11 protein-coding genes are annotated in these 13275 nt (G+C 47.5%); 6 read left to right on the top strand and 5 right to left on the bottom strand.

Going from position 1 to position 13275, the window contains the following annotated elements; translation table 11 throughout:
* Positions 1–108 precede the first annotated feature (108 nt).
* The 3 genes from FIM25_RS10960 to FIM25_RS10950 form a co-directional block, all read right to left on the bottom strand.
* Entirely contained in the window at positions 109–2577 is a 2469-nt protein-coding gene (locus FIM25_RS10960; protein ID WP_139449210.1) for a CehA/McbA family metallohydrolase, read from the bottom strand.
* Between the two features lie 153 nt (positions 2578–2730).
* Entirely contained in the window at positions 2731–2997 is a 267-nt protein-coding gene (locus FIM25_RS10955) for a hypothetical protein (protein ID WP_139449208.1), read from the bottom strand.
* A gap of 1 nt (position 2998) precedes the next feature.
* Entirely contained in the window at positions 2999–4081 is a 1083-nt protein-coding gene (locus FIM25_RS10950; protein WP_139449205.1) for a hypothetical protein, read from the bottom strand.
* A gap of 409 nt (positions 4082–4490) precedes the next feature.
* On the opposite strand from FIM25_RS10950, the gene FIM25_RS10945 reads away from it, so the two are divergent.
* Both FIM25_RS10945 and FIM25_RS10940 read left to right on the top strand, forming a co-directional pair.
* Positions 4491–5327, top strand: coding sequence for a choline utilization transcriptional activator (locus tag FIM25_RS10945; protein WP_139449203.1), 837 nt, complete (start codon positions 4491–4493; stop codon positions 5325–5327).
* Between the two features lie 76 nt (positions 5328–5403).
* Positions 5404–6048 carry a diacylglycerol/polyprenol kinase family protein gene (locus FIM25_RS10940; protein ID WP_139449200.1) on the top strand — a complete coding sequence of 215 codons (645 nt, stop codon included), beginning with the start codon at positions 5404–5406 and terminating at the stop codon, positions 6046–6048.
* Between the two features lie 17 nt (positions 6049–6065).
* Here FIM25_RS10940 and FIM25_RS10935 read toward each other — a convergent pair whose 3' ends face one another.
* The gene (locus FIM25_RS10935; RefSeq protein ID WP_218961385.1) at positions 6066–7223 is read right to left on the bottom strand and encodes an SO_0444 family Cu/Zn efflux transporter; all 1158 of its coding nucleotides are present in this window, start codon (positions 7221–7223) and stop codon (positions 6066–6068) included.
* 136 nt (positions 7224–7359) lie between these two features.
* On the bottom strand, positions 7360–7725 hold the full coding sequence (locus FIM25_RS10930) for an ArsR/SmtB family transcription factor (protein ID WP_139449196.1): 366 nt from the start codon (positions 7723–7725) through the stop codon (positions 7360–7362).
* A 252-nt stretch (positions 7726–7977) separates the two neighbouring features.
* On the opposite strand from FIM25_RS10930, the gene FIM25_RS10925 reads away from it, so the two are divergent.
* The 4 genes from FIM25_RS10925 (at position 7978) to FIM25_RS10910 (ending at position 13256) form a co-directional block, all read left to right on the top strand.
* The gene (locus tag FIM25_RS10925) at positions 7978–9231 is read left to right on the top strand and encodes an ABC transporter substrate-binding protein (protein WP_246052157.1); all 1254 of its coding nucleotides are present in this window, start codon (positions 7978–7980) and stop codon (positions 9229–9231) included.
* A gap of 9 nt (positions 9232–9240) precedes the next feature.
* Positions 9241–11070, top strand: a complete 1830-nt coding sequence (locus FIM25_RS10920; RefSeq protein ID WP_139449192.1) for a sensor histidine kinase — start codon at positions 9241–9243, stop codon at positions 11068–11070.
* A 10-nt stretch (positions 11071–11080) separates the two neighbouring features.
* A complete protein-coding gene (locus tag FIM25_RS10915; protein WP_179953311.1) occupies positions 11081–12223 on the top strand; it encodes a response regulator in 1143 nt (380 codons plus the stop codon).
* Positions 12224–12323: 100 nt separating this feature from the next.
* Positions 12324–13256: a phospholipase A gene (locus FIM25_RS10910; protein ID WP_139449188.1), complete on the top strand. Its 933-nt coding sequence runs from the start codon at positions 12324–12326 to the stop codon at positions 13254–13256.
* Positions 13257–13275 lie beyond the last annotated feature (19 nt).

The following is a 13275-nucleotide window of genomic DNA, read 5'->3' as shown; positions in this document are numbered from 1 at the left end:
GCTGATCTAAAAGCTGTTTAACCTTGACTGTAAGTTCTGACTAACCGCAAGTTACTCGGAACTTAGCTTTATTTTCAAACGCATACAAAAATTGACCCTTACATGACCCTAGGGCTTAACTTCCACCCACACAGGGTTGGAAACAGCAATTCTACCCTTCATATCCCTTGCAATGAAGTTGTACCAGGTAGCTGCTTCAGGCTTTACCGTAAAGGTAAGGGATTCCCGTTTAACACTGCCATTGAAGGTTTTTGTTTCCACAGGGCTGCCTATTTCACTGCCTGAGGTATAGATCTCAACGCTCTGAAGGCCGTTGACCGCAAAAGCATCGAGATTCAGCTTCAGAGAACTTCCGGCTTTAACGGCAATCTTTCCTCCAAATTCCATATTTGAGGGGAAAAAGAGCGGCCCCATGGAGGCATAGGAGTTACCCTTTGCAACGGCTTCAATAAAGCTTGCGGGCGTAAGTTTACCCTCAACCTTGGCATAGGTCCGGATCATACCTGAATAAAGGGTGGGAGATGCCACATCATGGGTGTCGGAACCGCCTGTCAGATAATAGGCCTTGTTTTTACCTGCCAGATGATCCGTCCACAGTTCCATGGTTTTTGCCAAAGTCTTAGTGTCTGGATTGTTAGCCTTGGAAAGATCTATGGTGGGCTGCAATTCAATAAGATCAAAATTGGGATCATAACCACCCGGAGCAATCTCACGGTTGTTGAAATAGCCATAATCCGTATAAGGATGCGCCACAATCACTAGGGCATTCATTGCATGGGCCTGGGCAATGATTTCCCCAACATTCAGGGAAGGCTCTATGATCTTACCATTGAGGGGCATGGGAAGGATGTTCAGGTGACCCCAGCCGGGAGACACTTCAAGGCTTGGAATCATGCCCACCATTCTGGCATCGGAAAACTCCTTGACAGCCAGATGATTGTCCACGGAATCATGATCACTGACAAAGGTAAGGTCCAGACGGGCTGCCAGCTGGGATTTAACCAGATCTTCAGGGGAAGTGTTACCGTCTCCGATATCGGTATGGTGATGAAGATCCACACTGTACCAGTTATAAAGATTCGGATAAATATGGGTTTCAATGGCTGCGGAACGCTGCAGTGTTTCACCGGATCCAACAGTGGCCCTCACTTCTTCGGGCAGGCTTACAAAATCCGCACCGGACATGACATGGAAGGTAAAATCTCCCACAGCAAGGGGAATAACAACCCTCCCAATGCTTTCAAGATCCGTAAAATAAGTACGGGCACCCAGATATTTTACCGCAGGCACAGGCCCGTCCACGCCAATCCTTGCATCCACAGGATTGCCCGTGGCCTTATCCGTCACATGCATGACCACCTCGCCACCCTGCACGATGGTATAGTCATCCACAAAATTCAGGGAAATATTCTTGCCTTCTTTTACACTTACTGCCATGGGCTTTGATGCGGTGTAACCTGCTGCAATGGCGTAAATATTATAATCACCCACGGGCAGAGTAAAGGCAAAGGAGCCATCCGCCTCACCCACATGCCAGATAAAGGGCTGTATTTCTTCATGGAGCTCATTGGACGGCAAATTCTGAGATCCGTCAAAGCTTCCCTTAAAACGACCTTTTCTTTCCACCACCAGCACGGGGTTGGGGTAAAGATTGCCGTCATCGGACCGGACAATACCGGAGACCTCTGCCGATGCAAGCTCCTTTTTCTCAATCATCCGTACCATAAATGGCGTGGTGTGGCCCTGGGGTATCACCTGCAGTTCACCGGTAAAATCCCTGGACTGGCCGGGAGCGAGGTCATAATTATGGTGCAGATCCTTATATCCCGTTGTGCCACGGTAGATTTCCGTATCATCCATTTGCAGGGTAATGGCGTAATCCTTTGTATAGCTCACCACAAAGTCGCCAAAGGGCTCATCCACATTTTTCCCCACATGGATGTTCCGGGCACGGACATCCGGCGTATGGTAGCCAAAGGGTCCGAACATATAGGCCGCCAGACCACTCATGGAATACCCGCTTTTCATGTCCGTATAGGTATCCGGACCGGGATTGAATACACGGGTGTGCATTTTTACAACAGGGCTGTTTTTCTCAAGGGTATAGGTAGTAACCACATCAAGGGCGTTGGCCTTGCCATCCCCAAGCCAGGTGCTGGTGGTCTGGACCACGGCCTTTTCCGGTGTATTCTGAAGAATTTTTGCATCAGCCTTCAGGGAGCCGCCACTGGCTGTCCATGAATTCACAAGAAATTCAACGTCATTGACAATGTTCACACCAAACTGACCGGGACCTTCCATAACGGCAAGGTTAGAAATACTGCCATTGGTCATTCCCCAGAAGTTGGGGCTGCCCACGGCAATGGTCAGAGCCAGATGCTCATTATAAATAGTAATATCATCGGGATGATTCAAAACATCCCCCTCTATGGGTGAAGGCCCTTTAACAATACGGACCCCTTCTCCCGACTCATAGGCCGGAGAAGAATACATTTTACCGCAGGCAGCCATTAAAAAAAGGGCTACAAGGGTAAAAGGCAGCATGGACCAAAACATACCCGATCTTTTTTTCTGCATCTTCAAATCTCCTTAATAAAAAAAACAGATTTCTGACTTCCCTCACCCGACCGGCACCTTCATCGTCTGACATGAAAATGACCGGCACGGGTGAAAAAAGTCTTTTAAAACTGGAATAAAAACAAATGAACAGAGCATTCAGAGGGGACCGTATCAGTCTTTAATATATTTATTGATGGTTGAAGCACCTTCTTCGTGGGCCCTGTAGTAAACCCGCAGTTCATTGTTTGCGTCCATGTCAAATCGGGTTTCTTCCAGAAGCCCATTGGCCTCAGCGGTCATAATGGTAGAAACTACAGCTTTTTTATTAAGGGCCTTGAAGCCGCCGTACTGACCCTTAAGGGCCCCGATCACATCATCGGCGCAGGCTTCCTTGACAGTGGTAAAGTATCTTAAAATAGCATAATTTAATGGTTTCATATTATGCAATCTCCTTTTTTTTGAACAGATCCAGCGGATTCATTGATATGGTGAAGATACCGACAACCATTATGATGGCAGCAAGCCAGGCGATGGGCGGCATGCCCCAGCCTTCAAAGCCCATGATCACTCCCAGAAGAATCCAGACACAGAAAGGACCCCAGAAGGAAAAGGTTCCGTTGCAGGACATACCCAGAGCAGCACCGCACATGGCATTACCCTTATACCAGAACATAAAGGTGAGGTAAGCGCTGAGACCTGCAAGGGCAAACCAGATCATGGCATAACCATCGGTAAATGACTGTCCCAGCATACCAAAGGTGTCCGCACCGGAAATCATACCGAAAAGGGGCACAAGGATAATCAGGTTGGACATACCTGCTGTCACCTGGCGGATGGTGATACCCACCTCGGGATCAATGAGGGAGGTTCCGTAACCACATACACAGCCTTCAATACCCCAGCACACTGCTGCAATAAAACCAAAGAGAATACCTATCATCAGACCGGGGGGCGCTTCATCCTCAAGACCTGTCAAACCTATCATGAAGCTTGCGGATATACAGATGGCTATACCCAGCATCATGCGGGCATTCAGCTGCTGCTTGAACAGAAATCTTGCCAGAATGGCACCCACGGCAGGACAGAGCGCACTGATGGGTACAACAATCCCCCCGGCCTGCTGAAGACCTACTACAAAAGCGGTACTTGCAAGGGGACCACCAATCAGCGCACCGCAGACCATGACAAGGCCCGGCTTGGTTTTAATGGTTCTTACAAAGTCTCCGATACGTCCACGGATGGCTGCAATGCTCAAAGCCCAGGCGGCACTGCAGGTATCTGTGGTGGCCGCACCAATGGCTGCCAGCAGATAGAATACGGCAAAGGCAGAAAGCCCGGAGTCCTCTCCGTACCAGGATTCCCAGATTCCCACAGACATACCAAGGGTCATGAATGCCGCATAGAGCCCGTAGAGAAAGCCCGACATCAATGCGATAAACACGCCTTTTTTAAAAAAATCCGAAGATAATTTTCTTTTGGCTGCCACGGCAGCCGGGTTTGCTGAAACCGATGCTTGCATCATAAGGTAGTCTCCCTCCATTTTTTACACTGCTATTATTTAAAAATCATTATCTTGCATTGCGGCCACCAGATGGCCCAATTTATATATGATTCATGAAAGACCATAACCTTGCCCCCAAGGGGAAGGTCAACATCTTTTTTAACACTGTTTTTCCACAGTATCAGAATGCTAAGTATTCAGGACCTCAGGTATTTTAAAGCATCCTTATGGCATTACATAATTATGCAGTGAAAAAATCATGGGGCTTTTTCAATTCAACTTTCATTTTTAAAAATACGACCGACCTGTGCATGCATATTTCCTGTAAAAAAAAACAATAACTCCGGGATTTTAGCTATCCATATCCGCTATTCTCTGGTAAACTGAAAATATGAAGTTAAGTATAAATGCCTGAATGAAAGGTCATTCCATGAATTACAAAAACAGGTATTCCATAGGAGAAGTAAGCCTCATCTGCAATGTTTCCAAAAAAACACTCCGTTATTATGACAAAATCGGACTGATCAATTCAGAAAGGGACGACACCAACAATTACCGTTATTACACCAAGGAATCATTACTGGCTGTGCCTGTAATCAAGTACTACAAACAGATGGGTTTCAAGCTGGATGAAATGCGGGAATTCATTGAAGGCAATCATTACAACGTATACAAGGCCATACAGACATCATTCAGGTCAAAAATTGATGAGCTGCAGAGGGAACAGGAAGAGATCCGGAGAAAATATGCTTCTGTTAAAGACTGGTACGATCTGATTATAGAGGCAGAAATGGTTATTGACAACAATATTCACGAGGTATCCATAAAATATGTGGAAGCCACGGACTGCCTCTATCAGGAACAGATCTTTAACAATGACATAGAAGCATCCATTATCAATATTGAATTTACCAACCATGTGGAAGCAGTAAACAATGAGATAACAGGACCGGTGATGCTGAATTTTTCATCCTTCAGGGACCGGATGGAAAATAAGGGCCAGAACATAAGAATTCTGCAAAGAACCCTGATGGAATGCAAGAAGGATGAACAGATGACCTTTGGCGGGTATATGATGGTTGCATGCTATCACATCGGTCCCCATGAAAGCATCTGCGGAACATATGAAAAAATGTGCCACTGGGCACGCAGACACGGTTATCTGCTGGGAGATGAATCCTACGAAAGGTATGTGGCGGATTACTGGACCACCCGGAACAGTGCACAGTTTGTCACGGAAATCATGATCAGGGCCACACGGGTCTGATCTTTCAGAAAGTCTGCGTCCAGCAGCCCTTCTCCCTACCTTACCCTAAGGGAACCGTTCACCAGGAAAAATCCCCATGCCCCTCACACCTGAAGAAATAAACCGCAAGCTTCTCCACCTCATGGCTCTGTTAATGCCCCTTGGCATCTTTTATCTCCCCCGATTTTTTCCCCTTACATCCCTGCATGTGAGCCTTGTGCTGGGAAGTCTTTTCGGAGCCAGCCTTCTTGTGGAAATCCTGCGCTTCAGAAATCAGAAGCTCAACAGCTTTTTTTCCATATGTTTCGGCTCCCTTATGAGGGCCGGAGAATCAAGAAGCATAACAGGTTCCACCTACATCATTGGAGGAGCCTTTTTCTGCTCTCTTTTTTTTGCAGGAAGAGCAGATATTTCCTTTATAGTCCTCTTTGTTTTTATTCTGAGTGATGCAGCTGCTGCTCTGGTGGGGATTTCCATGGGAAAAATCCGTATCCTCGGCAAATCCCTTGAAGGCTCCATGGCCTGTTTTGCAACAGCCATGGTCCTCATGCTTTTTCTTTTTCCCTTTTTTCCCCATGTTCTGGATTTCTGGGGAGGCAGTCTGCCTTTAGGAGCTGCCTTCAGCACAGCCCTTGCCATAACCCTGCTGGAACTCGTTCCCATCCCCCTGCCCGGAGGCAGTAAAACCAATGATAACCTTGTAGCTCCTGTACTTTCAGGATTTATCCTGTACCTTTTCTAAAAAACAAGAAGACCTGTTCAATGGCAGTGACCGCAGACACACTCCTCATTTCCATGCCAGCGCTGCCAGAGGGCCTCAGTCCCCTTCCATGCAAAAAGCCCCAGAAGAATAAGGGCAGAAACGATAGAAATGAGAGAGCCTTCCTCACCGGCTGTACCGGTCTGCCATCTTTCCAGTCCGCCCATGAAACCATAAAACCAATCTGTAGCAAAACCCATGGCAAGGGCACACACAATAATGCCTGACACATACACCACCGTCATACCCTTTCCCAGAATCCGGCTTATTACGGTAAGGGAAGCCGCATTCACAGCAGGCCCTGCCAGAAGAAAAACCAGAGCCGCCCCCGGATTCAGGCCTTTCAGTACCAGAGCAGCGGCAATGGGCGTAGATGCCGTGGCACAGACGTAAAGGGGAACGGCGATGGCCACCATAACCAGCATGGCAACGAGCGGGCTTCCAAGCCAGAAGGTAATCATTTCCGGTGTGATGAAAACGGCAATGGCACCTGCAATGAGCACCCCCACCATGAACCACAGGGCAATGTCCTTGAAAAGATCCCCAAAAGCAAAGGCCATCCCTGCCTGAAAACGCTGGAAAAAGGAAGGGCTGCTTCCGGTTGAGCCAGAGCAGCAGCTCCCATGGCAGGATGTTTCAGGACCTGCCATCTGTTCTGCCATGGGCAGGAGCTGAAGACTGGTTACAGGTAAAGAATCTCTAGGAACTGGCCCTACCTGCACGTTTTTTTCTGATAATATCTGCTTCCGGTCCAGAACCTGCACAATACCGCCCGTGACCATGGCTGTAAAGAAGGCGGATATCGGCCGGATCACTGCCATAAAAGGATCAAGAAGCGCCCAGGTCACAGCGATTGAATCCACCCCGGTCTCAGGTGTTGAGATCAGAAAAGCTGCCGTAGGCCCCTTGCCCGCACCCTGCTGCCGGAGCCCTGCGGCTGTGGGCAGTACACCGCAACTGCAAAGGGGCATGGGAACGCCCAGTGCCGAAGCTTTAAAAATACTGCCAAAGGAGTGACCTCCGAGATGGCGGGACACGAGGCTGTCCGGCAAAAAGGCCTTGAGCAGGCCTGCAACAAAAAAACCCAGAAGCATGTATGGAGCCGATGCCACAAGAACATTCCAGCTAGCCATTATAACTTCTCCCATCCAATCCATTTCTTCCTCCATATATAATAGACACCTCTGAATGACACCAGAGATGAACATATGTCAATCTGTTCACATGTTCAAGTAAAAAAGATATAGTTTCTCCCCATGACACCAGACGGGAAGAAAGAAAAGTGTAGAAAATTTACAAGGCCTCCTTCACATGTTTTTCCGCCTGATCCAATAATACGGCAATGTGGGCATCATCAAGGCTGTAGACCACATTTTTCCCCTCCTTACGAAATTTTACAATGCGTGCCGCACGCAGAACCCTCAACTGGTGGGAAACTGCGGAAGAACTCATATCCAGAAGCTCTGCAAGATGCATCACACAGAATTCAGACAAACGAAGTGCTTCGAGAATACGCACCCGGCCGGGATCTCCCATGGCCTTGAACAGCTCTGCCATGCGCATCCGTGTTTCATCCGGGAGCATCTGTGAAGCTACATACCGGATATCTTTTCCGTAGGAGCAGGGTTCACTGCACAGGTCTTCCGTCGGATCTTCCATGGATTCTCCATTGTCTCTATTATACTCTTGGGTCTTTTATTCATTCAGGCATGCAATGGGCAAGCTTAAAATAAATTTTACCGTATCAGAATATTCAGGTCAAAGCATCAATGCGGACAGACAAAATGAACAACAAAGCTCTTTTTTAAAGCATCAGGCCTGTCAAAATGACAAAAAAACTTGCAAGTTAAAGGCAAACTACCCTAAATATAAATAATCATTCAATAGCCAAAGGAGCTTCTGGTGTATAAAATGATACGAATTACCACATTCATAATCCTTACCTTCATCGTCTTCTCCTTTGCTTTTTTTTTGAAATCCCCTGAACAGGAAGATCTCCCACCTCTCCTGCTCACCCACGACAAGGGAACGCTGCCAAAATTTCACAGGGCTTTTGAGTCCCAGGCCAAAAAAGCAGAAAAAGCAACGGGAATCCGTTTTACGGCTGTATCATCCCATACTACAGATCTTTTTATCAGCCGAACAGTGGCCAACCTGCCCACAAGGGAAGCCCCGGCGCTTTTTAGCTGGTGGCATGGAGACAGGGTCAGAGATCTTGTGGAAAAAAATCTGGTGACAGACCTCTCAGAATTGTGGGAGCGCCATGCAGAGTATTATCCGCCGTCCATACGCCAAAGCTATACCCATGAAAACAAGGTATATGGTTTTCCCTACAGCATCGAGTACTGGCCCATCTGGTACAATAAAAAAATATTTGAAAGACTTGACCTTGAAATACCCGAAACCTGGGAAGATTTCATCAAAATCTGTGAAACCCTCAAAAAAAACGGCATCACCCCGATTCTATCCTCCCTGCAGCATTCCTGGTATGCTACCATATGGTTTTCCCAGCTCCTCATGGGTGAAGATCCGGATTATTATCTGCAATTCTGCAGAAACTGTTTTAAGGATCAAAAGGTCAGAAAAGCCATGACCATCTGGCAGGACATGATTAAAAAAGAATATTTTACCTCTACTTCCACCCGCATGTTCACCAATGGTGGTCACCTCTGGAAGGAAGAAGCCTTTGGCATGGTGCTCTGCGGTTCCTGGTATCCTTCTGCCATTCTCATGGCCCAGGGCGTAGCCGAAGAAAATATCGGTGTCTTTATTCTGCCGTCCCACAACCCGGATGCCAGAGTCTCCCTCATGATGGAAACCGGTGCCATTTTTGTTGCCGCCAACAATCCACAGAGAGATAAGGCCACGATAATTGCAGACTGGTGGATGGGTCCTGAAGGCAGCCTTGAATTTTCAAAGGCCCTGAACACATTTTCCGCCAACAGCCATGTGGACACAAGCCACCTTCCCGAATTCAGGCAAAAGTTTCTTAAACAGCTTGATAATCAAAAGCCCATGGTTCTGCCACGCTTCTGGGAAACAGCTCCCGGTGAAATTCTGCAACCCGTTACGGATATTCTCGCCCGCTTCATGATGAACCCTGACAATCTCGAAGAAACCCTTGAACAGCTACATCTCTTACAGAAACAAGCGCCCGGAGAGTGAGGCTGTACCATGAAACTCAAAACACGCCTCTTTCTTATCCTTGGCATTGTCATATCCGGATTCATGGGTATTTCCGGGTTTTCATCCTATTTTCTTTTCAAGACCCAACACCTCAAAAAAGCAGAAGCCGTATGCACACAAGCCATGACAGCACTAATGGACTTGAGAGGCCTCACAACAGAACTTCTGGTAACAGAAACCTTAGATATCAGTTATACGGCATGGCAGGAAGCAGGTCAGATACTGGACAGCAGGCTCAAAGACCTTCATTATTCGACCCACCTCCGCAGCCTGCTGAAAACCGAGGCTCTTCGGGCCACACCGGAAAGCCTCATGGCTTTCTGGCAAAGCACCCGCCAGTGGCTGGACCGGGCGGACCATGACCTTGGTGTTCTTCTCACCCGAAAAGAATATTCCAGAGACGGTCTCATCTATCAGGTTCTTGACTCAAAAGACTATGGCGTTCTGGAAGCCAAAAAAAGTGTGGATGCTGCGGCATTGTTTCTGGCTGCGGAATTTGAAACCAAACTTTCAGACCTTATTTCCATGGTAGAGGTGGAAATCAGAACTCAGACCCGCAACACCATGAAGAATATTATACTGCTAAGTTTTTCCATCTCCCTTGTCGCCTGTATCATCCTTACCCTTTTTCTCAGTCAGTTGAACCGCTATCTCAAAATCTGGAAGGATGCCATGTTTGAGGTTGGCAGAGGAAATTTTCCCGCAGAAATCCCCGTTACGGGAAAAGATGAGCTCAATGAGATCAGCATGGCCATAAATGAAACCTCAGCAGACCTTAAAGCCATGCATGAAACTCTGAAACAGAAGTTAGAAGAGCTTTCCGAAGCCAAAGATGAAGCAGAATCTGCCAGCAAAGCCAAGGGACTTTTCCTTGCCAGCATGAGTCATGAATTCAGAACGCCTTTAAATGCCATAATCGGTTTTTCCCGCCTTGCACTCAGACAAACCCGTTCCGTCAATGAGCATCAGCAGCTCGCCTCCATACTCCGCAACGGAGAACATCTGCTGAACCTCATCAATCAGGTACTTACAACGGTGGGGCTGGAAACAGGCCGGGTACAGCTCAGTGAAGGTAAGACAGACCTTGATTGCCTCATATCGGATATGGAAACCATGTTTCTACCAAAGGCCCGGGAGAAGGGGCTGAAGCTGGAAGCATGCCGCAGCCCTGCCCTCCCACGCTATATAATTATGGACCGTCTGCGGCTGAGTCAGGTGCTGATCAACCTTCTGGACAATGCCATCAAAAGTACCCGAAGCGGTCATGTCTCTTTATCCATTAAACCGGACAGAAAATACCCCCACCACATTTTATTTTGCGTTGAGGATACAGGCTGCGGCATTACAGAGGAAGAAATACCCTCCCTGTTTAAACCATTCAACCGCCTGAAGGATATCGAAAGGAATGCAGGAGGAGCAGGCCTTGGCCTTTCCATCTGCCACAACCTTATCGGACTGATGCAAGGGGAATTTGAAGTTCACAGCGAAAAGGAAAAGGGCAGCACCTTTTCCTTCCACCTGCCCCTGATTCCCTGTCACGTAGAAGCCCATACACCGGAAGCTTCACCGTTACGGTCACAGACAGATCCGCTTCCGGCGAAAATCCTGCAGGACAATACAATACAGCCCAGAATACCGGAAACTCTCCTTCACACCCTTGAAAGCGCCATAGAAAAAGCCGAATTCGACCACATTCAGCATCTGATCTTTCATCTGGAACAGCATGACAGAAACTTTGGCAGAGAACTTGAAAATATGGCCGAAAACTTTGATTATGAACGCATGCTTTTTCTTCTTAAATCCAGAATGTCTTCATGAAAGGACCTCCATGGCACAACCCAGCGACATTCTTATTGTGGATGACAATACGGACAATCTGCGCGTACTCACAGCCATTTTGAAAACCAAGGGTTATGAAGCCAGACCTGTAAGCAGCGGTCCCATGGCACTGAAGGCCATTGCAGCCAGGCCACCGGCTCTTATTCTCATGGATATCATGATGCCGGAAATGGATGGTTTTGAGGTTTGCAGACGTATCCGCTCCGATTCTGCCAACGAGGAAATTCCCCTGATTTTCATCACAGCGCTGGATGCTCTGGAAGATAAGCTAAAAGCCTTCAGTGCTGGTGCTGTGGATTACATCACAAAGCCCTTTCACGAGGCAGAAGTGCTGGCCCGCATCCACACCCACCTGAGTCTCTTTCATGCCAGAAAAAAACTCAAAAAAAGTGCTGCCCTGAACCGTCAGCTTTTCAAAGCCGAAGGGCTTGTGCGTATGGCTGGCGCCATTGCTCATAAATTCAATAACCACCTCCATTCCGTTCTGGGCAACCTTGAGCTGGCAGCGGTTTATTCCAAAAACAATCCTAAGGCCCTTGAATCCATAGAGTCGGCCATGGCTTCCGTGGAAAAAGCCTCCCACTTCAGCCGGATGATTCTGACCTACACAGGAAAAACCCAGAACAATCACACCCAAATGGATTTAAATAAATGCTGCAGGCGTTTTCTCACAGAATTTAAAGGCTCCATGCCAGAAAATATCCAGATGGAAACGGTATTTCTCCAGCAAGCTCTTCCCATTATGGGAGACTGCTACGGGATTCAGCAGATACTAAGCGAGCTTTTTATCAATGCCTGTGAAGCCATGGACGGAAATGGTACCATGCACATAAGAACTGCCATGAAATCAGGACCGGATATCTCTGGGAAAAATCGTTTTCCCCTTGATCTGCTTCCTGGAAAAATGAATTATGCCTGTATGGAAATCCAAGATACTGGTAAAGGCATTTCTGAAAATAACATTGAGAATATTTTTGACCCATTTTTTTCAACACACATAATTGGAAGAGGAATGGGCCTTGCCGCCGTGCTGGGCATGATCAGAGCCCACAAAGGTTTCATCCGCATTGAAAGCACTCCAGGACAGGGAAGCCTCTTTGAACTGTACTTTCCACTGCAGCAAAGAAACTGACCCTTCTGCCATTAAGAGCAGATAACCTTATCATTGCGCAGGTATTCAGAAAAACAGCACCCGAACAGGTTTAAAAATCTTTTCACCCTCAGGAATAAACATGCAAAATTTGAAGCATCTTTTCTTTTCTTTTCTTTTGATCTGGACAATCACCTTTTCTGCCACCGCAGACATACTGCCCCATAACACTGAAGAGCTGAACACTGCCATACCGTCGCCTGCCAATGTTCTGGATCAGAGGCGAAAACAGGAGATGAAAACCACCTCCAACCCCTTTTCCATCACCCCCCATAAGCCCAACTATCTGCTTCCATTCACATGGAACAGTTCTCCCAACGGGATCTTTGCGGAACCCGGAACGGATGTGGAAAAATCCGAAGTTCATTTCCAGCTAAGCCTGAAAACCTATATTTTCCGTAATTTCTGGGACGAACGGGGGAATCTGGCCTTTGCCTATACAAACCGGTCATGGTGGCAGGCCTACAACAAAAATGCCTCCAGCCCCTTCCGGGAAACCAACCATGAACCTGAGGTGCTTCTTTCATACACCCTTAATCAACAGATGGGCAGCATCCGTCTTTCCCAACTGGTACTTTCCCTGAATCATCAGTCCAACGGCCAAAGCGGTATCAAGTCCAGAAGCTGGAACCGTATCATCCTCAACAGCATCTGGACCATCGGTGACAACTTTGTGGTTGCCATACGCCCATGGTACCGTATCCCCGAAGATAAAAAACAATACCCCGATGACCCCTATGGGGATGATAATCCAGATATTCACCATTACCTCGGTTACGGTGATCTGCGTCTGGCATACAAATTCGGCAATGACCAGAATCTTTCCCTTCTTTTCAGAAACAACCTCCGGAGAAATGAAAACAAGGGGGCTGTTCAGGCCGACTGGACCTTTCCCCTGCATGAGCATCTGAAACTGTATCTTCAGTTTTTCAATGGCTACGGAGAAAGCATGCTGGACTACAACACCTCCGTCAACCGCATAGGAATAGGCATTCTTCTGACGGACTGGCTCTGATCCTTCAAAACCGCTACCC

It is taken from the genome of Desulfobotulus mexicanus, assembly GCF_006175995.1.
GTDB classification, from domain to species: domain Bacteria; phylum Desulfobacterota; class Desulfobacteria; order Desulfobacterales; family ASO4-4; genus Desulfobotulus; species Desulfobotulus mexicanus.
The sequence above is the reverse complement of the archived record's forward strand: the minus strand, read 5'-3'. Positions and strand labels throughout refer to the sequence as shown.